23 protein-coding genes are annotated in these 25,630 nt (G+C 67.1%); 17 read left to right on the plus strand and 6 right to left on the minus strand.

Going from position 1 to position 25,630, the window contains the following annotated elements; all coding sequences use genetic code 11:
• Nucleotides 1-69 precede the first annotated feature (69 nt).
• Nucleotides 70-1,305, minus strand: coding sequence for a polyhydroxyalkanoate depolymerase (gene phaZ / locus LIG30_RS16855; RefSeq protein WP_038713759.1), 1,236 nt, complete (start codon nucleotides 1,303-1,305; stop codon nucleotides 70-72).
• Nucleotides 1,306-1,584: 279 nt separating this feature from the next.
• Between phaZ and LIG30_RS16860 the strand changes: the two genes are divergently transcribed.
• Together LIG30_RS16860 and LIG30_RS16865 are read left to right on the plus strand one after the other, a co-directional pair.
• Nucleotides 1,585-2,214 carry a glutathione S-transferase family protein gene (locus LIG30_RS16860; RefSeq protein WP_038713761.1) on the plus strand — a complete coding sequence of 210 codons (630 nt, stop codon included), beginning with the start codon at nucleotides 1,585-1,587 and terminating at the stop codon, nucleotides 2,212-2,214.
• A gap of 152 nt (nucleotides 2,215-2,366) precedes the next feature.
• Nucleotides 2,367-2,564, plus strand: a complete 198-nt coding sequence (locus LIG30_RS16865) for a hypothetical protein (protein ID WP_038713955.1) — start codon at nucleotides 2,367-2,369, stop codon at nucleotides 2,562-2,564.
• A 193-nt stretch (nucleotides 2,565-2,757) separates the two neighbouring features.
• On the opposite strand, the gene proP is transcribed toward LIG30_RS16865, so the two are convergent.
• Nucleotides 2,758-4,248, minus strand: coding sequence for a glycine betaine/L-proline transporter ProP (gene proP, locus LIG30_RS16870; RefSeq protein WP_038713762.1), 1,491 nt, complete (start codon nucleotides 4,246-4,248; stop codon nucleotides 2,758-2,760).
• Between the two features lie 514 nt (nucleotides 4,249-4,762).
• Here proP and LIG30_RS16875 point away from each other — a divergent pair.
• Nucleotides 4,763-5,095 carry a YnfA family protein gene (locus LIG30_RS16875; RefSeq protein WP_038713764.1) on the plus strand — a complete coding sequence of 111 codons (333 nt, stop codon included), beginning with the start codon at nucleotides 4,763-4,765 and terminating at the stop codon, nucleotides 5,093-5,095.
• Between the two features lie 9 nt (nucleotides 5,096-5,104).
• Here the strand turns inward: LIG30_RS16875 and dnaQ are convergent, their stop codons facing one another.
• The 3 genes from dnaQ to LIG30_RS16890 are packed head-to-tail and all read right to left on the minus strand — an operon-like array spanning nucleotide 5,105 to nucleotide 7,128.
• Nucleotides 5,105-5,836 carry a DNA polymerase III subunit epsilon gene (gene dnaQ / locus LIG30_RS16880; protein ID WP_038713765.1) on the minus strand — a complete coding sequence of 244 codons (732 nt, stop codon included), beginning with the start codon at nucleotides 5,834-5,836 and terminating at the stop codon, nucleotides 5,105-5,107.
• 36 nt (nucleotides 5,837-5,872) lie between these two features.
• The gene (rnhA, locus tag LIG30_RS16885) at nucleotides 5,873-6,319 is read right to left on the minus strand and encodes a ribonuclease HI (protein WP_038713766.1); all 447 of its coding nucleotides are present in this window, start codon (nucleotides 6,317-6,319) and stop codon (nucleotides 5,873-5,875) included.
• Entirely contained in the window at nucleotides 6,316-7,128 is an 813-nt protein-coding gene (locus LIG30_RS16890) for a class I SAM-dependent methyltransferase (RefSeq protein ID WP_038713767.1), read from the minus strand. Before LIG30_RS16890 ends, rnhA begins: the two co-directional genes overlap by 4 nt.
• A gap of 18 nt (nucleotides 7,129-7,146) precedes the next feature.
• Here LIG30_RS16890 and gloB point away from each other — a divergent pair, with 18 nt between their 5' ends.
• From gloB to LIG30_RS16925, 7 genes are all read left to right on the plus strand, one after another.
• Nucleotides 7,147-7,974 (plus strand): hydroxyacylglutathione hydrolase, encoded by an 828-nt coding sequence (gloB, locus tag LIG30_RS16895; RefSeq protein WP_038713768.1) that lies wholly within the window; start codon nucleotides 7,147-7,149, stop codon nucleotides 7,972-7,974.
• 151 nt (nucleotides 7,975-8,125) lie between these two features.
• Nucleotides 8,126-9,664, plus strand: coding sequence for a transglycosylase SLT domain-containing protein (locus tag LIG30_RS16900; RefSeq protein ID WP_038713957.1), 1,539 nt, complete (start codon nucleotides 8,126-8,128; stop codon nucleotides 9,662-9,664).
• Nucleotides 9,665-10,150: 486 nt separating this feature from the next.
• Nucleotides 10,151-11,296, plus strand: coding sequence for a glutamine-hydrolyzing carbamoyl-phosphate synthase small subunit (gene carA, locus LIG30_RS16905; protein ID WP_038713769.1), 1,146 nt, complete (start codon nucleotides 10,151-10,153; stop codon nucleotides 11,294-11,296).
• A 19-nt stretch (nucleotides 11,297-11,315) separates the two neighbouring features.
• Entirely contained in the window at nucleotides 11,316-11,987 is a 672-nt protein-coding gene (gene leuE / locus LIG30_RS16910; protein ID WP_038713770.1) for a leucine efflux protein LeuE, read from the plus strand.
• A 49-nt stretch (nucleotides 11,988-12,036) separates the two neighbouring features.
• Nucleotides 12,037-15,291 (plus strand): carbamoyl-phosphate synthase large subunit, encoded by a 3,255-nt coding sequence (carB, locus tag LIG30_RS16915; protein WP_038713771.1) that lies wholly within the window; start codon nucleotides 12,037-12,039, stop codon nucleotides 15,289-15,291.
• Between the two features lie 122 nt (nucleotides 15,292-15,413).
• Nucleotides 15,414-15,890, plus strand: coding sequence for a transcription elongation factor GreA (gene greA / locus LIG30_RS16920; protein WP_038713772.1), 477 nt, complete (start codon nucleotides 15,414-15,416; stop codon nucleotides 15,888-15,890).
• Between the two features lie 16 nt (nucleotides 15,891-15,906).
• Nucleotides 15,907-16,365, plus strand: a complete 459-nt coding sequence (locus LIG30_RS16925; protein WP_038713958.1) for a DUF4149 domain-containing protein — start codon at nucleotides 15,907-15,909, stop codon at nucleotides 16,363-16,365.
• Between the two features lie 45 nt (nucleotides 16,366-16,410).
• Here LIG30_RS16925 and LIG30_RS16930 read toward each other — a convergent pair whose 3' ends face one another.
• Nucleotides 16,411-16,950 carry a YhbY family RNA-binding protein gene (locus tag LIG30_RS16930; protein ID WP_038713773.1) on the minus strand — a complete coding sequence of 180 codons (540 nt, stop codon included), beginning with the start codon at nucleotides 16,948-16,950 and terminating at the stop codon, nucleotides 16,411-16,413.
• A gap of 182 nt (nucleotides 16,951-17,132) precedes the next feature.
• Between LIG30_RS16930 and LIG30_RS16935 the strand changes: the two genes are divergently transcribed.
• The 7 genes from LIG30_RS16935 to pstA all read left to right on the plus strand — a co-directional run bounded on the left by LIG30_RS16935 (nucleotide 17,133) and on the right by pstA (nucleotide 25,618).
• Nucleotides 17,133-17,795, plus strand: a complete 663-nt coding sequence (locus LIG30_RS16935) for an RlmE family RNA methyltransferase (protein ID WP_038713774.1) — start codon at nucleotides 17,133-17,135, stop codon at nucleotides 17,793-17,795.
• A 167-nt stretch (nucleotides 17,796-17,962) separates the two neighbouring features.
• Nucleotides 17,963-19,846: an ATP-dependent zinc metalloprotease FtsH gene (gene ftsH, locus LIG30_RS16940; protein WP_038713775.1), complete on the plus strand. Its 1,884-nt coding sequence runs from the start codon at nucleotides 17,963-17,965 to the stop codon at nucleotides 19,844-19,846.
• 77 nt (nucleotides 19,847-19,923) lie between these two features.
• Nucleotides 19,924-20,808, plus strand: a complete 885-nt coding sequence (gene folP / locus LIG30_RS16945; RefSeq protein ID WP_051995063.1) for a dihydropteroate synthase — start codon at nucleotides 19,924-19,926, stop codon at nucleotides 20,806-20,808.
• A gap of 25 nt (nucleotides 20,809-20,833) precedes the next feature.
• Complete coding sequence (gene glmM, locus LIG30_RS16950) at nucleotides 20,834-22,189, plus strand: phosphoglucosamine mutase (protein WP_038713776.1); 1,356 nt, start codon at nucleotides 20,834-20,836, stop codon at nucleotides 22,187-22,189.
• Nucleotides 22,190-22,615: 426 nt separating this feature from the next.
• A complete protein-coding gene (pstS, locus tag LIG30_RS16955) occupies nucleotides 22,616-23,647 on the plus strand; it encodes a phosphate ABC transporter substrate-binding protein PstS (RefSeq protein ID WP_038713777.1) in 1,032 nt (343 codons plus the stop codon).
• A 94-nt stretch (nucleotides 23,648-23,741) separates the two neighbouring features.
• On the plus strand, nucleotides 23,742-24,728 hold the full coding sequence (pstC, locus tag LIG30_RS16960) for a phosphate ABC transporter permease PstC (protein WP_038713779.1): 987 nt from the start codon (nucleotides 23,742-23,744) through the stop codon (nucleotides 24,726-24,728).
• On the plus strand, nucleotides 24,725-25,618 hold the full coding sequence (gene pstA / locus LIG30_RS16965; RefSeq protein WP_038713780.1) for a phosphate ABC transporter permease PstA: 894 nt from the start codon (nucleotides 24,725-24,727) through the stop codon (nucleotides 25,616-25,618). Before pstC ends, pstA begins: the two co-directional genes overlap by 4 nt.
• Nucleotides 25,619-25,630 lie beyond the last annotated feature (12 nt).

Genomic DNA, 25,630 nt, shown 5'->3' on the forward strand with positions numbered 1-25,630 from the left:
TGCTCGACGCCGCGCGCGGCGAGCCGGGCGCGGCCGCGCCTGGCTGACACGCGACCGGGCACGGCGCGTTCAGTGCCGTGTCGGCGCGCCGCCGGATTCCGCCTGCGCGAATATGGCACGCAGCGCCGGATGCACGTCGTCGCGCCAGTGCGCGCCGGTGAAGAGCCCGTAGTGATCGCAGCCGTCGACGTCGAGCCGATGCCGCTCGACGGGCGCGAGGCCGCAGCACAGTTCGTGCGCGGCATGCGTCTGCCCGGCGCCGGTGACGGCGTCGAGGGTGCCTTCCACGGTCAGCAGCGCGGTGCCGTGAAGCGCGGCCGGTTCCACGGGCACGCCATGCACCTGCCATGTGCGATTCGCGAGGCAGGCGCGCTGAAACACGAGGTCGAGCGTATCGAGAAAGTATTCGGCCGGCATGTCGAGCAGTGCGGTGTACTCGCGCATCGCGCGCCGCGCGTCGTCCAGCGCGCCGGGGTCGGCGCGCGACGCGGCTTGCGTGTAGTGCCCGATCAGCGTCAGGTAGCGCTGCGGATAGACGATCGCGATCTCCGCCTGTTGCAGGTAGGTGGGAAACACACTGCGGCCGCGGCCCGCGAAACCGTTGGGCACCACGTCGATCAGGTTGTCGCGGCACCAGTCGAGCGAATGCGCGTTCGCCGCATGGCCGAGCGTACTCGGATTGAGCCGTGTATCGATCGGGCCGCCGATCAGCGTGACGCTTGCCGGTGGCGCGAGGTCACGGCCGGCGCGCAACGCGAGCGCGCCGAGCGCGGGGAAGGTGGCCTGGCAGACCGCGACGACGTGCAGCGGCCGCGCGTCGCGCATCAGCGTGTCGACGAAATCGTCGAGCATCGTCACGTACTCGTCCAGTCCGAAGCGTCCCGCCTCGGTCGGCACGTCGCGGGCGTTCGCCCAGTCGGTCACGTAGACGTCGCCATCGGCGAGCAGCGTCTCGACGGTCTCCCGCATCATCACGGCCGCATGGCCCGCGAGCGGCGCGCACAGCAGCACCGCGCGCGGCGCGCGGGCCGCGTGTGCGCGGGAGAAGCGCAGCAACCGGCAGAACGGCGTCTGCGCGACGACCGCTTCGTCGATCGCGACGCGCTGGCCGTCGAGCTCGAGCGGTTCGATCGCGAATGGCGGCGGCTCGGCGTCCGGCCCGATGAGCGGCTCGAACAGGTCTGCGTAACAAGACGACGCGGCATGCGGCAGCGTAGCCGCCGGCCACGCCTCGAACGCATGCCGGGTTGCCGCGCGCCACGCGCGCAACCATTGACGCTGCTGCTCGACGAGGGCATACCACATGGCGATCCTTTGGGAGAGGTCGGACGAATCTGCATTATCGTCACTGTCGCAGCGCTGTGGGGCACCGATTTGACACGCATCAAGCGTATCGGCGTGTGGCGGTTGCCGACATGCATGGGTGGGCGGTGTGGCCGTTACGTAGGGCAGGCGGGGCGAGCTGATGGAGCGAGCCAGTGGGCCGGGCAAGCGGGACAGGCCCGTGGCACGGCCGCGGCTAGGCGCGCGGTGCGGACGCTGCTACAGTCGTCGATCCCATCCCCGAAAGCGGAGCAAATCGTAATGAAGCTGATCGGCATGCTGGATTCCCCATTCGTGCGACGCGTCGCCATTTCGGCGAAACTGCTCGACCTCCCGTTCGAACACCAGTCGCTGTCGGTGTTCCGGCAGTTCGACCAGGTGAAGGCGATCAATCCGGTCGTCAAGGTGCCGACGCTCGTCACCGGCGACGGCGCGACGCTGCTCGACTCGTCGCTGATCCTCGATTACCTCGACCACCTCGCCGCGCCGGAGCGGCGGCTGCTGCCCGACGCCCTCGATGCCCGCGTGCGCGCGCTCGAACTGGTCGGCTTCGCGCTGGCCGCGGCCGAGAAGACGGTCCAGGTGGTCTACGAGGAAGGCTTGCGTCCGGGCGAGAAGCGGCACCAGCCGTGGCTCGACCGGGTGCTCGGGCAGCTCGAGGCCGCGTACGGCGAACTGGAGAAGCGCATCGCGGGCGTCACGGGCTGGCTCGGCGGCGAGCGCGTGATGCAGTCGGACGTGACCGTCGCGGTCGTGTGGCGCTTCACGCAGTTCATGGCGTCCGACTATCCCGATCTGGCCCGCATCGATGCGGCGCGCTTTCCGGCGCTCGCCGCGCATTCCGCGCGTGCGGAGGCGCTGCCCGCATTCATCGGGACACCGCTCGCTTAGGGCTGTTGATCAGTGTGATCTGGCCCCAGGCTGCGTGGCGCGGCGATTATTCGCTGCCGACGACAAGTGACTTCGCGGCGATGTGATTTATCCGGGCGGCGGCCGTTCTTACAATGCACTTCATCGGTGATCCGCCGCGCTTGATGGAGTCGATGATGAAAGCCTGGATTGAAGCCAACCTGTACCATCCGTCGGTCGTCCTGCCTTTGGTGACGCTGACGCAGTTGATGGTCGCGCACGATTTCAATCTCGGGCAGGTCGGTCTGATCGTCGCGGCGAAGGGTGCGCAGGCGGCGGTGTCGCACTCGCGCGAATTGGTCGATGCGTGGCACGATGGCGCGCATGCGTGAGCGCCGCGTTCTCCCCGAAAGGGCGGCAGCCCGGCCGGCTGCGCGCCGTTCGGACCGCTTCGGTCGTGCAGGTCGCCATCGAGTCATCTAGCCATTCCGGCTGATCGGCCGATACCAGCCGATCGAGCGGTGGCGACAGGCCGCCGCATTCGGAACCCCGGCACCCGCCGGGGTTTTTCATTTCGTGCGGCGCTTACGCGCGCGCAGCCGACACGGTGCCATACACGTCGGCGTCACGGCGCGCATCGCCGTCACGCAGCGCGCGCACCAGCTCGTGTGCCTCGCGGCGCGTCGCGACGGCGGGCGGCGAGCCCTTCAGCGGCTGGCGCGCGGTTTCGGTCAGCGCCAGCACCGACACGATGCCGACGATCGCCGCGCCCATCATGTAATACGCCGGCATCATCAGGTCGCCGGTGGCGTCGACGAGCCACGCGGTCACGAGCGGCGTCGTGCCGCCGAACAGCGACACCGATACGTTGAAGCCGATCGCGAGCGCGCCGTAGCGGATCTCGGTCGGGAACAGCGCCGGCAGCGCCGACGGCATCACGCCGGTGAAGCACGACAGCAGCGTGCCGAGGATCAGCAGGCCGCCGAAGACCGGCAGCGTGTCGCCGCTGCGGATCAGGAGCAGCGCCGGGGTCGACAGCAGCAGGAAGCCGACGCAGCCGGCGAGCATCACCGGCTTGCGGCCCACGGTGTCCGACAGGCGGCCGGCGGCGAGCGTCATCGGCATCATCAGCACCATCACGACCAGCACCAGCACGAGGCCGTGCGCCTCGTCGAAATGCAGCGTCGACGACAGATAGCTCGGCAGGTACGACAGCGCCATGTAGTCGGTGACGTTGAAGATCAGCACGAGGCCGACGCAGAGCAGCATCGCGCGCCAGTTGCGCGCCAGCGTCTCGCGAAAGCGCGCCTTCGGCACCGCCTTGTCCTGCGCCTCGCGGGCTTCGGCCTGGCGCTTGAACGCGGGCGTTTCCTCGAGCTTCATCCGGATGTAGAGACCGATCAGGCCGAGCGGGCCGGCGATCAGGAACGGCACGCGCCAGCCCCACGACAGCAGCGCCTCCTGCGACAGCGACGCGGTCAGCAGCGCGACGACGCCCGCACCCATCACGTAGCCGACGAGCGTGCCGAATTCGAGGAAACTGCCCATGAAGCCGCGCCGCCTGTCGGTCGAGAACTCGGCGATGAAGGTTGCGGCGCCGCCGTATTCGCCGCCGGTCGAGAAGCCCTGCACGAGGCGCGCAACGAGCAGCAGCACGGGCGCCATGATGCCGATCGACGCATAGCTCGGGATCAGGCCGATCGCCAGGGTGCCGGCCGCCATCATGATCATCGTCATCGCAAGCACGCGCTGGCGGCCGATGCGGTCGCCGAGCGGGCCGAACACCATGCCGCCGAGCGGGCGCACGAGGAACGCCGCGGCGAACGTGCCGAAGGTCGCGAGCAACTGCGCGGACGGGCTGGTGGACGGGAAGAACACCTTGCCGAGCGTAACGGCGATGTAGCTGTAGACGCCGAAATCGAACCATTCCATCGCATTGCCGATGGCCATCGCGCCGACCGCGCGCTTGAGCAGGTTCCGGTCGACGACGGTGATGTCGTCTGCGGCGAGGGGCGCGCTGTCCGGCGCGGGGGAGGAAGCAGCAGCTGGGCTGGCGTGTGTAGCGGTCAAGGTCATGCACTCCTTTGACTGCGCCGAAGCGGGGGAAGCCCGTTCGACACGGTTTGCCGGCAAGCGCGATGTCGGGTGCGGCGCGTCGAGTCAAGCCATTAAGCGTTTACTGCAAAAAATGACCTGCCTCGATGCGGGCCCGGTGGGCCGTCGCGACATCGCGCTCATGAAGATAAGGCCGCGTGATGCGTGCGGCGAGCCAGTGCGGACGGCGTGTCCGGCGATCTGGCGAGATGCCCCCCGGAAGGGGCGGCGAAACGAAAAAAACTGCCCGGCGGGCACGCTTTTCTGTCGGTGCGATTCGAGGCGAAGCGCCGCGCGATGGTGCGCGAACGGACTTGTCTCAAAATCGAATTGAAAGAGATTGAGTGTTGAAGCAGGCGACATGATAGCACGATGCGCGATGATCGAGCGGATTGCGCGGGAATGCCCGTGCCGTCGGGTTGCGCTCGGGCATAATCGGCGGCTTGCGGAGGGGCGTTCGTTGCCCGTCGCTCGGCCTCGGGGGAACCGATTCGAGATGATCGAACTGATGAAAATAGCGGCGCTGTTCGCCGCCACCGCGCTCGCGGAAATCGTCGGCTGCTATCTGCCGTGGCTCGTGCTCAAGGCGGGCCGGCCGGTGTGGCTGCTGGCGCCCGCCGCGCTGTCGCTCGCGCTGTTCGCGTGGCTCCTGACGCTGCACCCGAGTGCGGCGGGGCGCACCTATGCGGCGTACGGCGGCGTGTACATCGCGGTCGCGCTCGTCTGGCTGCGCGCCGTGGACGGCGTCGCGCTGACCCGCTGGGACGCGGCGGGCGCGGCGCTCGCGCTGGCGGGCATGACCGTCATCGCGCTGCAGCCGCGCGCGTAGGCGCGGCGCTTACGCGCCCGCGTCGTCGCCGGCCGCGGCCTGCCGCCAGATGCAGGTGCCCTTGACCGACTTGTCGAGCGCGTCGAGCTGCGCCTGGTGCGCGGCCAGCTCGTCGTCGCTCGCGGCGAGCACCGGCAGGTCGAGCGCCGCGAACGACACGCGCTGGCCGTTCCCCGCGCCGTCCTCGGACGCGCCGTCGTCGAGCATGTCGATCACGAGGCTGTCCTGACCGCGCGTCATCGCGAGATACACCTCGGCGAGCAGTTCCGAGTCGAGCAGCGCGCCGTGCAGCGTGCGGTGCGCGTTGTTGATGTCGAACCGGTCGCACAGCGCGTCGAGCGAGTTGCGCTTGCCGGGGAACATCTGCTTGGCCTGCACGAGCGTGTCGATCACGCCCGAGCATTGCTCGGCGAACGGCGGCAGGCCGAGCAGCGCGAATTCCGCGTCGAGGAAGCCGAGGTCGAACGGCGCGTTGTGGATGATCAGTTCCGCGTCGCGCACGAAGTCGCGCAACGGGTCGGCGATCTCCGCGAACTTCGGCTTGTCGCTCAGGAACTCGGTCGTGAGCCCGTGCACCGCGAGCGCGCCCGGATCGCTGTCGCGCCCGGGATTGACGTAGAAGTGCAGGTTGTTGCCGGTGAGCCGCCGGTTCAGCAGCTCGACGCAGCCGATTTCGATGATGCGGTCGCCGGTGCGGGCGTTCAGGCCGGTGGTTTCGGTATCGAGAATGATCTGGCGCATGTCGGGAAAAACGGAAAATCGGGGTGTCGGTCAGGATCAGGCGGCCGCGAGCGACTCGACGCCGCGGTTGGCGAGCGCATCGGCGCGCTCGTTCTCGGGGTGGCCGGCATGGCCCTTCACCCAGCGCCATTCGACCTGATGTTGCGCGACGAGCGCGTCGAGCCGCTTCCACAGGTCGGCGTTCTTCACCGGCGTCTTCGACGCGGTGATCCAGCCCTTCTTCTTCCAGCCGTGGATCCACTCGCTGATGCCTTTCTGCACGTACTGCGAATCGGTGTGCACGACCACGCGGCATTCGCGCTTCAGCGCTTCGAGCGCGGCGATCACGGCCATCAGCTCCATGCGGTTGTTGGTCGTGTTCGGCTCGCCGCCGAACATTTCCTTTTCCTTGTCGCCGTAGCGCAGCAGCGCGCCCCAGCCGCCCGGGCCCGGATTGCCCTTGCAGGCGCCGTCGGTGTAGATGTCGATGGTGTCGGTAGTCATGAATGTTCTTGATGGGTGGTCGGGGAGGCCGCGGGCGTCAGGCCCGGCGCGAGCACGGGCTTTTTCATCTTGATCGAGCCGACGAGCCGCATGCCGCGCACGCGCTTGACGGCCGTCACCATGTAGACGGCGCCGAAGATCGGCCACCAGCGGTCGCCGGCCGCTTCCATGAATGCATAGCGGGCGAGCCACTGGTCGGTGGCGAGCGGCGGGCGGTAGCAGCCGAAGCGGCCGCGTTCCAGGTCGAAGCCGAGCAGCTTGATCCAGTCCTTGAGCCGGATGAACGCGATCTGGTCCCGCGCGGCCGGCACGAACGGGCGGTTCGCCATCCTGCCGAACGACTGGCGCATCCCCCACAGGCTGAGCGAATTGAAGCCGGTGATGACGAGCTGGCCCTCGGGCATCAGCACGCGCTCGGCCTCGCGCAGCAGCCGGTGAGGGTCGGACGTGAATTCGAGCGTGTGCGGCATCACGATCAGGTCGACGCTTTGCGACTCGAACGGCAGGTCGAGCAGGTCGCACCAGACGGTGCTGCGCCCGGCGGGCGCGTGCTCGGGGCTGTGCGCCTCGCGCGCCCACGGGTACTGGTAGGGCGCGCTCGCGCCGCTGGCCGGGTCGAGCACGAGGCCGCGGCACGGCATGCGGTTCTCGCGCAGCGCGTCGAGCTGCGGCAGGCCGAGCTGCAGCGCGTGAAAGCCGAACACGTCGGACACGGTACGGTCGAGCAGTGCTTGCTCCCAGTCCAGCACGTAACGGCCGGGCGGGGAGTCGGTCCAGGCGGGCCAGTCTATAATTTGTCGATCAGACATAGCGATGATTGCGCGCCCATGAACGAGCTGGAATATGTGCCGGTACCGGCATTCGAGGACAACTACATCTGGCTCGTGTCGGACGGCAGCGATGCGATCGCCGTCGATCCGGGCGAAGCCGCTCCGGTGCGCCGGTACCTCGACGAACGAGGCTGGCGGCTCACCGCTATTTTACTCACGCACCACCACGCCGACCATGTCGGCGGCGTCGCGGCCCTCATCGACAGCCAGCCGGCCGGCGTGCCGCTGCCCGTGTTCGGTCCCGCTGATGAAGCGATCGGCGTCGTCACGCGGCCGGTCGCCGGCGGTGCGCGCGTGACGCTCGACGCGCCGGCGCTGTCGTTCGACGTGCTCGACGTGCCGGGCCACACGCGGGGCCATATCGCGTATTTTCAGAGGGCCGGTACAGGCACGGCCGGCCAAGGCGCAGCGTCGCTGCATCCGCACGTATTTTGCGGCGACACGCTGTTCTCGTGCGGCTGCGGCCGCCTGTTCGAGGGCACGCCCGCGCAGATGCTGGCCTCGCTCGATGCGCTCGCGGCGCTGCCGGGCGACACGCGGGTGCATTGCGCGCATGAGTATACGCTGTCGAACATCCGCTTCGCGCTCGCCTGCGAGCCGGGCAACGCGGCGCTCGGCGCGTGGCGCGACGACGCGCAGGCTCGCCGCGCGCGAGGCGAGCCGACGCTGCCGACGACGATCGCGCACGAGCGCGCGGTGAATCCGTTCCTGCGCGCGGACAGCGCGGAGATCCGGGCCACGCTCGAAGCGCTGCTGCATGAACGGGTGTCGGATCGGCTGGCCGCATTCACGCTGATTCGCGAGTGGAAGAACCGGTTCCGGTGAGGGTTTTTCGAGGAGTCCAAAGCTCGATACGAATCTCTGAAAACGGCCCCAAATATCAGATTTGGCTGAGTTTTCGGTGTTTTTATTGACGTGAAGCATGCACTTCCGTAGTATCGCCTCCAATTTCCAGCCGTCGGAAGCCGAGATTTTCATGCGACTTTTACTGAGTGCGCTGCTGGTTCTGCTGCTCGCCGCGTGTGCGAGCCAGGGGCCTGCCGCCAATTCCGCCGCCGATCCGCAGGCAGCGTCCAATTTCCTCCGCAAGTCCGCCACCGCCAGGGAAACCGTCGACGTCGACAAGCAGTCGGTCGGCGACCTGACGAGCGCCGACGCCGATCTGTGGGCGCGCATCCGTCGCGGTTTCCAGATGCCCGACCTGCAGACCGACCTCGTCGACATGCAGACCACCTGGTACGCGCAGCGCCCGGACTACGTGCAGCGCATGACCGAGCGCTCGCAGAAATACCTGTACCACATCGTCGAGGAGCTCGAGGCGCGGCACATGCCGACCGAGCTGGCGCTGCTGCCGTTCATCGAGTCGGCGTACAACCCGCAGGCGCTGTCCGTCGCGAAGGCGGCCGGCATGTGGCAGTTCATTCCCGGCACTGGCCGCACGTACAAGCTGAAGCAGAACATGTGGCAGGACGAGCGGCGCGACGTGCTCGCGTCGACGAGCGCCGCGCTCGACTACCTGTCGCGCCTGCATGACATGTTCGGCGACTGGTATCTCGCGCTCGCCGCGTACAACTGGGGCGAAGGCAACGTGCAGCGCGCGATCGCGCGCAACCAGGCGGCCGGGCTGCCGACCGACTACCAGAGCCTGCGGATGCCGAACGAGACGCGCCACTACGTGCCGAAGCTGCAGGCGGTGAAGAACATCATCGCGCACCCGCAGCAATACGGCCTCGCATTGCCGGACATCCCGAACCACCCGTATTTCGTGACGGTCACGACGTCGCGCGACATCGACGTGAAGGTCGCGGCGCGGCTCGCGGACATGTCGCCCGACGAGTTCAAGGCGCTCAACCCGTCGTTCGCGAAGCCGGTGATCCTCAGCGCGACCGATCCGCAGATCCTGCTGCCGTTCGACAACGCGGGGGCGTTCGAGAAGAACCTGAAGTCGTACAACGGCGCGCTGTCGTCGTGGACCACCTATACGGTCAGCGAGCGCGCCCGCCCGGCGGCGATCGCGGAAAAAATCGGCGTCGACGCCGATACGCTGATGCAGGTGAACAAGATTCCGGCGGGCATGCGCCTGAAGCCCGGCTCGACGATCGTCGTGCCGCGCGCGGACGACGACGACGAGGACATCAGCGCGGACGTCGCGGAAAACGGCGTGCTGGCGATGGAGCCTGACGTGCCGGACACGCGCAAGATGCTGATCCGCGTGCGCCGCAAGCAGTCGATGGCGGCGATCGCGAGCCGCTACGGCGTGTCGGTGGCCCAGCTGAAGTCGTGGAACCGCGCGCGGCGCGACATGGTGATGGCGGGGCAGACGCTGGTGCTGCACGTTCCGGTCGGGCGCGCGATGCCCGCCGAGCCGGGGCCCGAGCGCATCGCGACGTCGGTTGGTGGCGGGCGGATCGAGCGCGCGAGCTTGAGCGCGGGCGGCAAGGCCGCGCGTGGCGCGAAGCGCGGCCCGGCGAAGGCCGGCGCGTCGAAGGCGTCGCACAAGGGCAAGAAGAAGTAACCGGCCGGGCGCGCACTGCGTTCCACATGCGGGCCGCGCGAGCAAAATCGTCCGACGAAACGCCGTCACCGGGGGTGACGGCGTTTTCTTTTTTGGGGCGCGCGGCGGGCCTCTGGCCAGGATGGCGGACACAGGGGTACGCTGCAACTGGGCCGGTTCCGGAAACGGAGCGGCGGCCGGCGGCAGGATGCGCGCATCACGATACCCGCATCAAGCGGCCGTTTCGATTGAAGATAAGGGCATTTTCGGGCTATAATTTGAAAGTTTGTGCTGATCAACCTCGCACCCTAGCGCCTACCTCACTCATCCCGTTCATCCGCCGCACGCCACCTGCCGGGCGATGTCGCGAACCCCGCGTGCTGCACGCCGGTTTCGCGGCGCGACAGCAGGCAGCGTCCAGCAGGCGACCGCGCGCGTCATCGCAGCGCGGCGCTCGCGCGGCAGGGTAAACAGGTCGGCAGCAGGGTGTTCCCCAAGGAGCCTCCCGTGTTGCCGTCTTTTTCTCCCGCTTTGCTCGCACTCGCCGACGGCACGGTCTTTCGTGGTTATTCGATCGGAGCCGTTGGCCATACGATCGGCGAAGTCGTGTTCAACACCGCGATCACCGGCTATCAGGAAATCCTGACTGACCCGAGCTACGCGCGCCAGATCGTCACGCTCACCTATCCGCATATCGGCAACGTCGGCGTCAACGCCGAGGATGTCGAAGCCACGAAAGTCCATGCCGCCGGCCTGATCATCCGCGACCTGCCGACGCTCGCGTCGAACTTCCGCATGGATCGCACGCTCAGCGACTACCTGCGCGACGAAGGCGTCGTCGCGATCGCCGGCATCGACACCCGCAAGCTGACCCGCATCCTGCGCGACAAGGGCGCGCAGAGCGGCTGCATCCTGGCCGGCTCGGACGACGAAGCGAAGGCGATCGAGCTCGCGCGCTCGTTCCCGGGCCTCGCCGGCATGGATCTCGCGAAGGTCGTGTCGACGCCCAAGCCGTTCGAATGGAAGCAGACCGAATGGCGCCTCGGCAGCGGCTACGGCCTGCAGACCGCACCGAAGTACCGCGTCGTCGCCTACGATTTCGGCGTCAAGTACAACATCCTGCGCATGCTCGCGGAGCGCGGCTGCCATGTGACCGTGCTGCCGGCCCAGGCCAGCGCGGAAGAGGCGCTCGCGCTGAATCCGGACGGCGTGTTCCTGTCGAACGGCCCCGGCGATCCGGAACCGTGCGACTACGCGATCGCGGCGACGAAGACCTTCCTCGAGCGCGGCGTGCCGACCTTCGGCATCTGCCTCGGCCACCAGATCATGGGCCTCGCGGTCGGCGCGAAGACGCTCAAGATGAAGACGGGCCACCACGGCGCGAACCACCCGGTCAAGGATCTCGGCGACGGCCGCGTGGTGATCACGTCGCAGAACCACGGCTTCGCGGTCGACGCCGATTCGTTGCCGGCGAACGCGCGCGTCACGCACGTGTCGCTGTTCGACGGCACGCTGCAGGGCTTCGAGCTGACCGACCGTCCGGCGTTCTGCTTCCAGGGTCACCCGGAGGCATCGCCGGGCCCGCACGACATCGGCTACCTGTTCGACCGCTTCACCGCGTTGATGGACGCGGCCAAGCAGCGCAACGCATAACGCGCGGGAGGCACGCATCATGTTCGGTCACGCACTCGGCATCACGGATCTCTGGACCTATGTGTTCGGGGTGGTGTTCATCATCCTGCTGCCGGGGCCGAACTCGATGTACGTGCTGTCGCTTGCCGCGCAGCGCGGCGTGAAGGCCGGCTATCGCGCGGCCTGCGGCGTGTTTCTCGGCGATACCGTGCTGATGGTCCTGTCGGCGGCGGGCGTCTCGTCGCTGCTGAAGGCCAATCCGCTGCTGTTCTCCGCCGTCAAGTACGGCGGCGCCGCGTACCTGCTCTATATCGGCACCGGCATGCTGCGCGGCGCGTGGCGCAAGCTGCGCGCGGGCGCCGGCGAGGCTGCCGAGGCGCCGCGCGCGGCCGACGGCGAGCGCTCTTTCGACAAGCCGTTCCGCAAGGCGCTGGTCGTGAGCCTCCTGAATCCGAAGGCGATCCTGTTCTTCATCTCGTTCTTCATTCAGTTCGTCGACCCGGCGTTCCCGCATCCCGCGTTGCCGTTCTTCGTGCTCGGAGCGATCGCGCAATGCGCGAGCTTCCTGTACCTGAGCACGCTGATCTTCGCGGGCGCGCGCCTGGCCGAGCATTTCCGCCGCCGCCGCAAGCTCGCGGCGGGCGCGGCAAGCAGTGTGGGCGGCCTCTTCATCGGCTTCTCCGTGAAGCTCGCGCTCGCGACGATGGGCTGAGCGCAGCCGGCCGCCACACGACAACGATTACTTTTTGAATTCACAAGCCATGCCAAAACGCACAGACATCAACAGCATCCTCATCATCGGCGCCGGCCCGATCATCATCGGCCAGGCTTGCGAGTTCGACTACTCGGGCGCGCAGGCATGCAAGGCGCTGCGTGAGGAAGGCTACAAGGTCATTCTCGTCAACAGCAACCCGGCGACGATCATGACCGACCCGAACACGGCCGATGTCACCTACATCGAGCCGATCACGTGGGAAGTGGTTGCGCGCATCATCGAGAAGGAGCGCCCGGACGCGATCCTGCCGACGATGGGCGGCCAGACCGCGCTGAACTGCGCGCTCGACCTGCACCACCACGGCGTGCTGGAGAAATTCGGCGTCGAGCTGATCGGCGCGTCGCCGGAAGCGATCGACAAGGCGGAAGACCGCCAGAAGTTCAAGGACGCGATGACCAAGATCGGTCTCGGCTCCGCGAAGTCGGGCGTCGCGCACTCGATGGAAGAGGCGACCCAGGTGCACGCCGAGATCATGGCGGCCACCGGCGGCAGCGGCTACCCGGTCGTGATCCGTCCGTCGTTCACGCTCGGCGGCTCGGGCGGCGGCATCGCGTACAACCGTGAAGAGTTCGAAGAAATCTGCCGGCGCGGCCTCGACCTGTCGCCGACGCGCGAGCTGCTGATCGAGGAATCGCTGCTCGGCTGGAAGGAATACGAGATGGAAGTCGTGCGCGACCGCGCCGACAACTGCATCATCGTCTGCTCGATCGAGAACCTCGACCCGATGGGCGTGCACACCGGCGACTCGATCACCGTCGCGCCCGCGCAGACGCTGACCGACAAGGAATACCAGATCCTGCGCAACGCATCGCTCGCGGTGCTGCGCGAGATCGGCGTCGACACCGGCGGCTCGAACGTGCAGTTCTCGATCAACCCGAAGGACGGCCGCATGGTCGTGATCGAGATGAACCCGCGCGTGTCGCGTTCGTCGGCGCTCGCGTCGAAGGCCACCGGCTTCCCGATCGCGAAGGTCGCGGCAAAGCTCGCGGTCGGCTACACGCTCGACGAGCTGAAGAACGAAATCACCGGCGGCCAGACCCCGGCGTCGTTCGAGCCGACGATCGACTACGTCGTCACGAAGATCCCGCGTTTCGCGTTCGAGAAGTTCCGTGAGGCGGATTCGCGCCTGACGACGCAGATGAAGTCGGTCGGCGAAGTGATGGCGATCGGCCGCACGTTCCAGGAATCGTTCCAGAAGGCGCTGCGCGGCCTCGAAGTCGGCGTCGACGGTCTCGACGAGAAGTCGACCGACCGCGACGAGATCGCGATCCAGATCCACGAGCCGGGCCCGGACCGCATCTGGTTCGTCGGCGACGCGTTCCGCATCGGCATGACGGCCGAGGAAATCTTCCGCGAGACGGCGATCGACCCGTGGTTCCTCGCGCAGATCGAACAGATCGTCCTGAAGGAAAAGGCGCTCGCCGGCCGCACGCTCGCGTCGATCACGCGCGACGAGCTGCGCTACCTGAAGCAGAGCGGCTTCTCCGACCGCCGCCTCGCGAAGCTGCTCGGCGCGACGCCGGAAGACGTGCGCCTCCGCCGTCTCGACCTGAACGTGCGCCCGGTCTACAAGCGCGTCGACACCTGCGCGGCCGAGTTCGCGACGAAGACGGCCTACATGTACTCGACCTACGAGGAAGAGTGCGAGGCGCAGCCGACCACGAACAAGAAGATCATGGTGCTGGGCGGCGGCCCGAACCGGATCGGCCAGGGTATCGAGTTCGACTACTGCTGCGTGCACGCAGCGCTCGCGATGCGCGAGGACGGCTACGAGACGATCATGGTCAACTGCAACCCGGAAACGGTGTCGACCGACTATGACACGTCCGACCGCCTGTACTTCGAGCCGCTGACGCTGGAAGACGTGCTCGAGATCGTCGACAAGGAAAAGCCGACCGGCGTGATCGTCCAGTACGGCGGCCAGACGCCGCTGAAGCTGGCGCTCGACCTCGAGGCGCACGGCGTGCCGATCGTCGGCACGTCGCCGGACATGATCGACGCCGCGGAAGACCGCGAGCGCTTCCAGAAGCTGCTGCAGGACCTCGGCCTGCGCCAGCCGCCGAACCGCACCGCGCGCGCCGAAGACGAAGCGCTCGCGCTGGCTGCCGAAATCGGCTATCCGCTCGTCGTGCGTCCGTCGTACGTGCTGGGCGGCCGCGCGATGGAAATCGTCCACGAGCCGCGCGACCTCGAGCGCTACATGCGCGAGGCCGTGAAGGTGTCGAACGATTCGCCGGTGCTGCTCGACCGCTTCCTGAACGACGCGATCGAATGCGACGTCGACTGCATCTGCGACGGCGAGGCCGTGTTCATCGGCGGCGTGATGGAGCACATCGAGCAGGCGGGCGTCCACTCGGGCGACTCGGCATGCTCGCTGCCGCCGTACTCGCTGTCGCAGGAGACGGTCGCCGAGCTGAAGCGCCAGACCGGCGCGATGGCGAAGGCGCTGAACGTGATCGGCCTGATGAACGTGCAGTTCGCGATCCAGCAGGTGCCGCAGGCGGACGGCTCGAAGCAGGACATCATCTACGTGCTCGAAGTGAACCCGCGCGCGTCGCGCACGGTGCCGTACGTGTCGAAGGCGACCAGCCTGCCGCTCGCGAAGATCGCGGCGCGCGCGATGGTCGGCCAGACGCTCGCGCAGCAGGGCGTGACGAAGGAAGTCGTGCCGCCGTACTTCAGCGTGAAGGAAGCGGTGTTCCCGTTCATCAAGTTCCCGGCCGTCGACCCGGTGCTCGGGCCCGAAATGCGTTCGACCGGTGAAGTGATGGGCGTCGGCGAGACGTTCGGCGAGGCGCTGTTCAAGTCGCAGCTCGCGGCCGGCTCGCGCCTGCCGGAGTCGGGCACGGTGCTGCTGACCGTGATGGACGCGGACAAGCCGAAGGCAGTCGAAGTCGCGCGCATGCTGCACGAACTCGGCTACCCGCTCGTCGCGACGAAGGGCACGGCAGCCGCGATCGAGGCGGCCGGCGTGCCGGTGAAGGTCGTGAACAAGGTGAAGGACGGCCGTCCGCACATCGTCGACATGATCAAGAACGGCGAGATCGCACTCGTGTTCACGACGGTCGACGAGACGCGCCAGGCGATCGCCGATTCACGTTCGATCCGGATGAGCGCGCAGGCACACAAGGTCACGTACTACACGACGATGTCGGGCGCGCGCGCGGCCGTCGAAGGCTTGCGCTACCTGAAGAACCTGGAAGTCTATGATTTACAAGGTCTTCATGCTCGCCTAAACTAAGCGGTCAGTTACCTGTAGAAGCAACACGTGCCGCGATTAGGCGGCGTTCCCGGCGGTCCGCCGGGGATGCGCTTAATCGCGGTGATTTTTTTTATAGCCGTTTTTAGCGATTGAAGCCGTTTATGAGCACCATTCCGTTGACAAAGCGTGGCGCAGAACTCCTGCGCGATGAATTGCAGCGCCTCAAGTCCGTCGAGCGGCCGGCCGTGATCAACGCGATCGCGGAGGCCCGCGCACAGGGCGATCTGTCCGAAAACGCCGAATACGACGCCGCGAAGGAAAAGCAGGGCTTCATCGAGGGTCGCATCGCGGAACTCGAATCGAAGCTGTCGGCCGCGCAGATCATCGATCCGACCGTGCTCGACGCCGACGGCCGCGTGGTTTTCGCCGCGACGGTCGAACTCGAGGATCTCGAGTCGGGCAGCACCGTCAAGTACCAGATCGTCGGCGACGACGAAGCCGACATCGACCACGGCCTGATCTCGGTCAGCTCGCCGATCGCCCGCGCGCTGATCGGCAAGTCCGAAGGCGACGTCGCGGCGGTGCAGGCGCCGAGCGGCGTGCGCGAGTACGAAATCATCTCGGTCAGCTACGTCTGAGATGCGCACGGCCGTGATGCCGCACCGCGTGTTCCGGTTGCTGTCGACCGTGTGGGTCGGCAGTCTGCTGACGATCGGCTACGCGGTCGCGCCCGTGCTGTTCAACCGGCTGGAGCGGATGACGGCCGGCTCGGTCGCCGCACGGCTGTTCCGCATCGAGGCAACCATTGGCGTGGTATGCGGCGTGCTGCTGCTTGCGCTGGCGAACCTGTTGGTGCGGCGCGGCTGCGACGAATATCGCCGCCTGCGCTGGGTTCTGGCGGCCATGGTCGGCTGCGTGCTGATCGGCTATTTCGCGTTGCAGCCGTTCATGAATGCGCTGCGGATCGCCGCCCAGGAGGCGGGCACCGACGTCGGGCATTCGGCCTACGCGAGCCGTTTCGGGATGCTGCACGGCATCTCGAGCCTGTTCTATCTGGTCGAGAGCGTGCTCGGGCTGATGCTGATCTGGAAGCTGCCGACGCGCGACGCATGACGCGCGGCGGCGCACGGCCCCGCATGGAGGCCGTGCCGGGCGGCGTTACTTGTCCTGGTGCGGGCGCTTGGTGCTCGTCTGGCGCTTTTTCGCACGCTTGACGTTGCCGCCCGCGGTCACGCGCTCGTTGCCGCGCACCACGACTTTTTGCGGCCTCGGGCGGCGCACGGGGCTTGCGTTCGGCGATTGCTTGACGACCTTGACGACGCGCGGCGCACGGCCCTTCTTGTCGGTTTCGCCGGCGGACGCGGCTTCACCCGCGCTCGGCAGCGTGCCGCTGCGGCGGCCGCGTGCCGGTGCCGGGGCGGCTTCCTCGGGCTTCCAGATCACGAGCAGCTTGCCGATGTGCTGGATCGGTGCGGCGCTCAGGCGGTCGCAGATCTCGTCGTAGATCGCGACGCGTGCGTCGCGTTCGTCGCCGAACACGCGGATCTTGATCAGCTCGTGCGCGGCAAGGTGCACGCTGATTTCCGCCAGCACGGCGTCAGTGAGCCCTTCGGCGCCGATCAGCACGACCGGCTTGAGCGCATGGGCCTGGGAGCGCAGCGCGGAGCGCTCGGCGGGAGAAAGCGAAAGGGCGGGCATGGAGTATCGAATTCACAAATAAGGGCGCGCAACGCTGGCGCAAGCCGCGATCAGCCGCGCGCCGAAACCACGTAAAATCGCGGCTTGGGCCTCTTTGAGGCCGGCAGCCGCGCGAATAAGACGCGTATTATCCGCCAAAAGCGCGGCCTCACGAAGCAAACGGGCAGTAATCTCTCTCTCGCATGGCAAAGAATCGCTTTAACCAATCCTGGCTGCACGACCACATCAACGATCCGTACGTCAAAATGGCGCAGCGGGAAGGGTACCGTGCGCGCGCGGCATACAAGCTGAAGGAAATCGACGAGCAGGACAAGCTGATCCGTCCGGGCCAGGTGATCGTCGATCTGGGCGCGGCGCCGGGCAGCTGGAGCCAGTACGCGCGCAACAAGCTCGCGCAGGGCAAGCAGCGCGACACGGCGCGCCAGGGCGGCATCGACGGCACGATCATCGCGCTCGACATGCTGCCGATGGAGCCGATCGCCGACGTGCACTTCATCCAGGGCGACTTCCGGGAGGACTCGGTGCTGCACCAGTTGGAGGAAGTGCTCGAAGGGCGGCCGGTGGACCTTGTAATTTCAGACATGGCCCCCAACCTGTCCGGGGTGGCCAGCGCCGATGCTGCGCGGATCGAGCACGTGTGCGATCTGGCGCTCGAATTCGCGCAGAATCACCTGAAGCCGGATGGCGCGTTGCTGGTGAAGTGTTTCCACGGCAGTGGCTATAGCCAGATCGTCGAGAAATTCAAGCATCAGTTCAGGACGGTCGCGCCACGCAAGCCCAAGGCGTCCCGCGACAAATCGTCCGAGACGTTCATCCTGGGCCGGCACCTGAAGCACCCGCACTGACGCGGGGCGACGTGCCGTAAAACGGGCTCCGGCCCTTGCCAGCCAAGCCGTACGCTATCGCGCCGGTTATCAATGGTTATGGCAGGGGGCTAGGGACTGGATTAGAATGCCTGAGGAGCACCGCAAGGGAAATGTAGGTGCTCGTCTATGAGTGAAGGAGTGGTGCTTTGAACAACAATATGTTCTCGAAGGCAGCAGTGTGGCTGGTCATCGCACTGGTGCTGTTTACAGTGTTCAAGCAGTTCGACAAGCCCCGCGTCCAGGAAGGTGTGTCGTATTCGCAGTTCATGGACGACGCGAAGAACGGCAAGGTCAAGAACGTCGTCGTGCAGGGGCGCAACCTCACCGTCACTCCGGCCGATGGCACGAAATACCAGATCGTGTCGCCCGGCGACATCTGGATGGTCGGCGATCTGATGAAGTATGGTGTGCAGGTCAGCGGCAAGGCCGACGACGAGCCGAGCGCGCTGATGTCCGCGCTGTATTACCTGGGGCCGACGCTGCTGATCATCGTGTTCTGGTTCTACATGATGCGGCAGATGCAGGGCGGCGGTAAGGGCGGCGCATTCTCGTTCGGCAAGTCGCGGGCGCGGCTGATCGACGAGAACACCAACGCGGTCAACTTCTCCGACGTCGCGGGCTGCGACGAAGCGAAGGAGGAAGTGTCCGAGCTGGTCGACTTCCTGCGCGATCCGCAGAAATTCCAGAAGCTCGGCGGCCGCATCCCGCGCGGCGTGCTGCTGGTCGGCCCTCCGGGCACCGGCAAGACGCTGCTCGCCCGTGCGATCGCGGGTGAAGCGAAGGTGCCGTTCTTCAGCATCTCGGGCTCGGACTTCGTCGAAATGTTCGTCGGCGTCGGCGCGGCCCGCGTGCGCGACATGTTCGAGCAGGCGAAGAAGCACGCGCCGTGCATCGTGTTCATCGACGAAATCGACGCGGTCGGCCGCCATCGCGGCGCCGGCATGGGCGGCGGCAACGACGAGCGCGAGCAGACGCTGAACCAGATGCTCGTCGAGATGGACGGCTTCGAGGCCAATTCCGGCGTGATCGTGATCGCCGCGACCAACCGCTCCGACGTGCTCGACAAGGCGCTGCTGCGTCCGGGCCGTTTCGACCGCCAGGTCTATGTCGGCCTGCCGGACATCCGCGGCCGCGAGCAGATCATGCGCGTGCACCTGCGCAAGGTGCCGATCGCGAACGACGTCGACGCGGCAGTGATCGCGCGCGGCACGCCGGGCTTCTCGGGTGCCGATCTCGCGAACCTCGTCAACGAGGCGGCGCTGTTCGCCGCGCGCCGCGGCAAGCGGATCGTCGAGATGCAGGATTTCGAGGACGCGAAGGACAAGATCTTCATGGGTCCGGAGCGCAAGTCGGCGGTGATCCGCGAGGAAGCGAAGCGCGCGACCGCGTACCACGAGTCGGGTCACGCGGTGATCGCGAAGCTGCTGCCGAAGGCCGATCCGGTCCACAAGGTCACGATCATTCCGCGCGGCCGCGCACTCGGCGTGACCTGGCAGCTGCCGGAGCATGACAACGAGACCTACTCGAAGGATTACCTGCTGGATCGCCTGGCGATCCTGTTCGGCGGCCGCGTGGCCGAGGAGCTGTTCCTGAACCTGATCAGCACCGGCGCGTCGGACGACTTCAACAAGGCGACGCAGACCGCGCGCGCGATGGTTGCCCGCTTCGGCATGACCGACGCACTCGGGCCGATGGTCTATGTCGACGACGAGAACGAGGCCAGCCCGTTCGGGCGCGGCTTCACGCGGACGATCTCGGAGGCGACGCAGCAGAAGGTCGACGCGGAAATCCGCCGCGTGCTCGACGAGCAGTACGGCCTCGCGCGCCGCCTGCTCGACGAGAACCGCGACAAGGTCGAGGCGATGACCGCCGCGCTGATGGAGTGGGAAACGATCGACGCCGATCAGATCAACGACATCATGGAAGGCCGCCCGCCGCGCTCGCCGAAGAGCACGCCGTCGGCAGGCGATCCGTCGTCCGGCGGCAGCGGTAGCGAAGTCAAGCCGGGCAACGCTACCGCCCCGGCATAATTCGGTACGTTGCATCGTTGACGGGCTGGTGTGGCACTCACACCAGCCCGTTTTGCATTCATCCACGTTCGTCATTCGTGTCCAACCCGTCCTTCATCCCCGAGCCGCTGCAGTGCGGCCGATTCAAACTGACGTTCGAGCGCCCGCTCGTGATGGGCATTCTCAACGCCACCCCCGATTCGTTTTCCGACGGCGGCCGCTATCTCGCGCGCGACCACGCGTTGCGCCAGGCCGAGCGGATGCTCGCCGAGGGTGCGGACCTGATCGACATCGGCGGCGAGTCGACCCGCCCGGGCGCACCGCCCGTGCCGCTCGACGAGGAGCTGGCGCGCGTGATTCCGCTCGTCGAGGCATTGCGTGCGCTGAACGTGCCGTTGTCGATCGATACCTACAAGCCGGCCGTGATGCGCGCATCGCTCGAGGCCGGCGCGGACCTGATCAACGACATCTGGGGCTTTCGCCAGCCCGGCGCGATCGATGCCGTGCGCGGCAGCGATTGCGGCCTTTGCGCGATGCACATGCTCGGCGAGCCGCAGACGATGCAGGTGCACGAGCCCGACTATCGGGACGTGGTGACTGACGTGCGCGATTTCCTTGCCGCGCGCGCGCACGCATTGATGGCTGCCGGCATCGCGCCGGAGCGGATCTGCGTCGATCCGGGCTTCGGATTCGGCAAGGCGGTCGTCGACGACAATTACGCGCTGCTCGCCGCGTTGCCCGACACCGCGCCGGCCCGTCCGGACGGCCGCCCGTACCCGATTCTCGCGGGGATGTCGCGCAAGTCGATGCTCGGCGCGGTGATCGGCGGCAAGCCGCCGCTGGAGCGTGTCGCGGCGAGCGTCGCGGCCGCGCTGTGCGCGGTCGAGCGGGGCGCGGCGATCGTGCGCGTGCACGACGTCGCGGCGACCGTCGACGCGCTGAAAATCTGGCATGCCGTGCGCGGAGCCGCACGGCATCAATAAGTCAAAACGAGGAGAAAGGTTCGTTATGGGACGTCGATATTTCGGTACGGACGGCATTCGCGGCAAGGTCGGCGAAGCGCCCATCACTCCGGATTTCGTGTTGCGGCTCGGCTACGCGGCGGGCAAGGTGCTGGCCGGTTCCGCGGACGCGGCGGTGGGCACCCGGCCCACCGTGCTGATCGGCAAGGACACGCGCGTGTCCGGCTACATGCTCGAGGCGGCGCTCGAGGCGGGTTTCTCGGCGGCGGGCGTCGACGTGATGCTGGCCGGCCCGATGCCGACGCCGGGCGTCGCCTACCTGACGCGGGCGCTGCGTCTGTCGGCCGGCGTCGTGATCAGCGCGTCGCACAATCCGTATCACGACAACGGCATCAAGTTCTTCTCGGCGGACGGCAACAAGCTGCCGGACGAAACCGAAGCCGAGATCGAGGCGTGGCTCGACAAGCCGCTTGCCTGCGCACCGTCGGACGGGCTCGGCAAGGCACGCCGGCTCGACGACGCGGCGGGGCGCTACATCGAGTTCTGCAAGAGCACGTTCCCGGCCGCGTTCGACCTGCGCGGCATGAAGCTCGTGATCGACTGCGCGCACGGCGCCGCCTACCAGATCGCACCGCACGTGTTTCATGAGCTTGGCGCGGAGGTGATCCCGATCGGGGTCGCGCCGAACGGCTTCAACATCAACGACGGCGTCGGCGCGACCGCGCCGGACGCACTGGTGCGTGCGGTGCGCGCGAACCACGCGGATCTCGGCATCGCGCTCGATGGCGACGCGGACCGCCTGCAGGTCGTCGACGCATCGGGACGGCTGTTCAATGGCGACGAGCTGCTCTACGTGCTGGTGAAGGATCGAATCGCAACTAACGGTCGAGTCGAAGGGGCGGTCGGAACGCTGATGACGAATCTCGCCGTCGAAGTCGCGCTAAAGCGCGAGGGCGTGCAGTTCGTCCGGGCCGCGGTCGGCGACCGCTATGTGCTGGAGCAGCTGCGCGAGCGCGGCTGGCAACTCGGCGCGGAAGGCTCGGGCCACATCCTGTCGCTCGACCGCCACTCGACCGGCGACGGCATCGTCTCTGCGCTGCTGGTGCTCGCGGCGCTCAAGCGCAGCGGCCAGACGCTCGCGCAGATGCTCGAAAGCGTGACGCTGTTCCCGCAGAAGCTGATCAACGTGCGGATGAAGCCGGGCGCCGACTGGAAGGGCGACGCAACGATTCGCGCGGCGATCGACGCGGCCGAGACGGCGCTCTCCGGCAGCGGCCGCGTGCTGATCCGCGCGTCGGGTACCGAGCCGGTGCTGCGCGTGATGGTCGAGGCGCAGCAGGCCGCGGAAGCGAGCCGGCACGCGGAGGCGATCGCCGAAGCGGTGCGCGTGGCGACCACCTGATCGCGCGGATCGCGGCGCGGGCGGCTCCGTCGCCGCGCCGCGATCCGCATCGCGGTCCGGCTGCCCGCCCGCATCCGCATCGCGCGCATGACGTGTATATGGTCCGGGGCCGTCCGGGCCGTCCGGGCCTCCGGGTCTCCGGGTCTCCGGGTCTCCGGGTCTCCGGGTCGATCGCTTCCGACCCTGAATGGCGCGTACGGGCTGCCGCAACGGCATTTCCCTGGTTTCCCGGGGCTCCCTTTTGGGCGATTCCTCCGTCATCTCCGTGCGTTCGCACCCGGCCGGATGGGCATCCCCTCGGCGCATCCGTGCCTTTCAAATAGTCATGTTACTGTCACGCCAGCTTCATCGTTTGTCACATTACTGTCATGGCCACCCCCTAATCTTCGCGGTGCCGTAGTCATCCGCTCACACACTGGAGGTCTCATGAAATTGATGCAAACCGCGTTTGCTGGCCTGGCTGGCGCGCTCTTCGCCGTTGCTGCGCACGCCGCCGACATCACGGGCGCGGGCAGCACCTTCGCAATGCCGATCTATACGAAATGGGCTGCTGACTACCAGCAGACCGGTGGCGCGAAGATCAACTATCAGGGCATCGGCTCGTCGGGCGGCCTGAAGCAGATCGTCGCGAAGACCGTCGATTTCGCCGGTTCGGACGCGCCGCTGAAGGACGAAGACCTCGCGAAGGACGGCCTGTTCCAGTTCCCGACGGTGGTGGGCGGCGTCGTGCCGGTCGTCAACGTGCCGGGCGTGAAGGCGGGTGAGCTGATCCTGTCGGGCCCGGTGCTCGGCGAGATCTACCTGGGCAAGATCAAGAAGTGGAACGATCCGGCGATCGTCGCACTGAACCCGAAGGCCAAGCTGCCGGATACGGACATCGCGGTCGTGCGCCGTGCGGACGGCTCGGGCACGAGCTTCATCTGGACGAACTACCTGTCGAAGGTCAGCGAAGACTGGAAGTCGAAGGTCGGCGAAGGCACGACGGTCAACTGGCCGACGGGCACGGGCGGCAAGGGTAACGACGGCGTCGCGGCATTCGTGCAGCGCCTGCCGGGCGCGATCGGCTACGTCGAGTGGGCGTACGCGAAGAAGAACAACATGGTCTACACCGCGCTGAAGAACTCGACGGGCGCGGTCGTCGAGCCGAAGACGGAAACCTTCAAGGCGGCGGCTGCCGGCGCGAACTGGTCGAAGTCGTTCTACCAGATCCTGACGAACCAGCCGGGCAAGGAAGCATGGCCGGTCGTCGGCGCGACGTTCGTGCTGCTCCACGTGAAGCAGGACAAGGCGGAGCAGGGCAAGGAAACGCTGAAGTTCTTCGACTGGGCGTTCAAGAACGGCGAGAAGGCAGCGGACAACCTCGACTACATCTCGCTGCCGCCGGCGGTCGAGACGGAAATCCGCAAGCAGTGGAAGGTCAAGGTGACGGACGCGGCAGGCAAGCCGATCGCCGAGTAAGCGTTGCAGCGGTTCGCTGCCCGGCCGACCCGGCCGGGCAGTGTGTGCAGTAAGGCCGGGCGTCGTCGCGCCCGGCACTCAAGAGCAGGCGCCCATGTCTGATATTCCATACGTGTCATCCCGGTCCGCCGACAAGGCGCAGCAACGCGCGCCCAGCCGACTCGGGGACATTCTGTTCGGCGGTCTCGCCCGCTTCGCCGCGATCGTGACCTTGCTGCTGCTCGGCGGCATCATCGTCTCGCTGATCGTCGCGTCGATGCCGACCATCCAGAAATTCGGTCTCGGTTTCCTCTGGCATTCCGAATGGGATCCCACCGTCGACGTCTACGGTGCGCTCGTGCCGATCTACGGCACCATCGTGACGTCGCTCATTGCATTGTTGATCGCGGTGCCGGTCAGCTTCGGCATCGCGCTGTTCCTCACCGAGCTGGCGCCCGTCTGGCTGCGCCGTCCGCTCGGCATTGCGATCGAGCTGCTCGCCGCGATCCCGTCGATCGTCTACGGCATGTGGGGGCTGCTCGTGTTCGCGCCGATCTTCGCGGGCTATTTCCAGAAGCCGATCGGCCGCCTGTTCGACGGCGTGCCGGTGCTCGGCCCGCTGTTCGCCGGCCCGCCGATCGGCATCGGCATCCTGTCCGCCGGCGTGATCCTCGCGATCATGATCATCCCGTACATCGCGTCGGTGATGCGTGACGTGTTCGAGGTCACGCCCGTGCTGCTGAAGGAGTCCGCGTACGGGATCGGCTGCACGACCTGGGAAGTGATGTGGAAGATCGTGCTGCCCTATACGAAGACCGGCGTGATCGGCGGCGTGATGCTCGGCCTCGGCCGCGCGCTCGGCGAGACGATGGCGGTCACGTTCGTGATCGGCAACACGAACCTGCTCGACAACGTATCGCTGTTCTCGCCGGGCAACAGCATCACGTCGGCGCTCGCGAACGAGTTCGCCGAGGCGTCGCCCGGTCTTCATACGTCCGCGCTGATGGAGCTGGGCCTGATCCTGTTCGTGATCACCTTCATCGTGCTGGCCATCTCCAAACTGTTGTTGCTGCGTCTCGAGAAAGGGGAGGGCCAGAAATGAGCGAGCCCGTACTGAACCTGCCGGGCCCGGACGGCGCCGTGCTCGACGCGATGCGCGGCCGGCTGCAGCGCAAGCGCAAGCTGATCAACGCGATCGCGCTCACCGCGTCGCTCGGCGCGATGGCGTTCGGCCTGATGTGGCTGATCTGGATTCTCTACACGACGCTGCACCTCGGCATCGGCGGCCTGTCGCTCGCGCTGTTCACCGAGTCGACGCCGCCGCCGGACACCGCGGGCGGCGGTCTCGCGAACGCGATCGTCGGCAGCCTGATGCTGGTCGGGCTCGCGACCTTCGTCGGCACGCCGATCGGCATTCTCGCCGGCGTGTACCTCGCGGAATACGGCCAGAAGAACGTGCTGGCGGGCACGATCCGCTTCATCAACGACATCCTGCTGTCGGCGCCGTCGATCGTCGTGGGCCTGTTCGTCTACGCGCTGGTCGTCGCGAAGTCGGGCCGCTTCAGCGGCTGGGCCGGCGTGATCGCGCTGGCACTGCTGCAGATCCCGATCGTGATCCGCACGACCGAGAACATGCTGAGGCTCGTGCCGAACGCGTTGCGCGAGGCGGCCTTCGCGCTCGGCACGCCGAAGTGGCGCATGGTGATGTCGATCACGCTGCGCGCGTCGCTCGGCGGCATCACGACCGGCGTGCTGCTCGCGGTCGCGCGGATCGCCGGCGAAACGGCGCCGCTGCTGTTCACCGCGCTGTCGAACCAGTTCTTCTCGGTCGACATGGGCCAGCCGATCGCGAACTTGCCCGTCACGATCTTCAAGTTCGCGATGAGCCCGTTCGCCCAATGGCAGTCGCTCGCGTGGGCGGGCGTGTTCCTGATTACGCTGGGGGTGCTCGGACTCAACATCCTGGCGCGCTCGATCTTCTCGAAAAAGTAACGGCGGAGCAAT

Origin of the sequence: Burkholderia sp. lig30, from assembly GCF_000687455.2 — a bacterium.
GTDB lineage: Bacteria > Pseudomonadota > Gammaproteobacteria > Burkholderiales > Burkholderiaceae > Burkholderia.

Bases quoted from the DNA above. Each gene is read 5' to 3' on its own strand.
- greA (WP_038713772.1), top strand. From the start codon at position 15,414: ATGAGCACCATTCCGTTGACAAAGCGTGGCGCAGAACTCCTGCGCGAT.
- LIG30_RS16930 (WP_038713773.1), bottom strand. From the start codon at position 16,950: ATGCCCGCCCTTTCGCTTTCTCCCGCCGAGCGCTCCGCGCTGCGCTCC.
- pstA (WP_038713780.1), top strand. From the start codon at position 24,725: ATGAGCGAGCCCGTACTGAACCTGCCGGGCCCGGACGGCGCCGTGCTC.
- LIG30_RS16900 (WP_038713957.1), top strand. From the start codon at position 8,126: ATGCGACTTTTACTGAGTGCGCTGCTGGTTCTGCTGCTCGCCGCGTGT.
- glmM (WP_038713776.1), top strand. From the start codon at position 20,834: ATGGGACGTCGATATTTCGGTACGGACGGCATTCGCGGCAAGGTCGGC.
- LIG30_RS16865 (WP_038713955.1), top strand. From the start codon at position 2,367: ATGATGAAAGCCTGGATTGAAGCCAACCTGTACCATCCGTCGGTCGTC.
- LIG30_RS16890 (WP_038713767.1), bottom strand. From the start codon at position 7,128: ATGTCTGATCGACAAATTATAGACTGGCCCGCCTGGACCGACTCCCCG.
- LIG30_RS16925 (WP_038713958.1), top strand. From the start codon at position 15,907: ATGCCGCACCGCGTGTTCCGGTTGCTGTCGACCGTGTGGGTCGGCAGT.
- phaZ (WP_038713759.1), bottom strand. From the start codon at position 1,305: ATGTGGTATGCCCTCGTCGAGCAGCAGCGTCAATGGTTGCGCGCGTGG.
- rnhA (WP_038713766.1), bottom strand. From the start codon at position 6,319: ATGACTACCGACACCATCGACATCTACACCGACGGCGCCTGCAAGGGC.
- LIG30_RS16935 (WP_038713774.1), top strand. From the start codon at position 17,133: ATGGCAAAGAATCGCTTTAACCAATCCTGGCTGCACGACCACATCAAC.
- dnaQ (WP_038713765.1), bottom strand. From the start codon at position 5,836: ATGCGCCAGATCATTCTCGATACCGAAACCACCGGCCTGAACGCCCGC.
- pstS (WP_038713777.1), top strand. From the start codon at position 22,616: ATGAAATTGATGCAAACCGCGTTTGCTGGCCTGGCTGGCGCGCTCTTC.
- pstC (WP_038713779.1), top strand. From the start codon at position 23,742: ATGTCTGATATTCCATACGTGTCATCCCGGTCCGCCGACAAGGCGCAG.
- carB (WP_038713771.1), top strand. From the start codon at position 12,037: ATGCCAAAACGCACAGACATCAACAGCATCCTCATCATCGGCGCCGGC.
- LIG30_RS16860 (WP_038713761.1), top strand. From the start codon at position 1,585: ATGAAGCTGATCGGCATGCTGGATTCCCCATTCGTGCGACGCGTCGCC.
- gloB (WP_038713768.1), top strand. From the start codon at position 7,147: ATGAACGAGCTGGAATATGTGCCGGTACCGGCATTCGAGGACAACTAC.
- leuE (WP_038713770.1), top strand. From the start codon at position 11,316: ATGTTCGGTCACGCACTCGGCATCACGGATCTCTGGACCTATGTGTTC.
- LIG30_RS16875 (WP_038713764.1), top strand. From the start codon at position 4,763: ATGATCGAACTGATGAAAATAGCGGCGCTGTTCGCCGCCACCGCGCTC.
- proP (WP_038713762.1), bottom strand. From the start codon at position 4,248: ATGACCTTGACCGCTACACACGCCAGCCCAGCTGCTGCTTCCTCCCCC.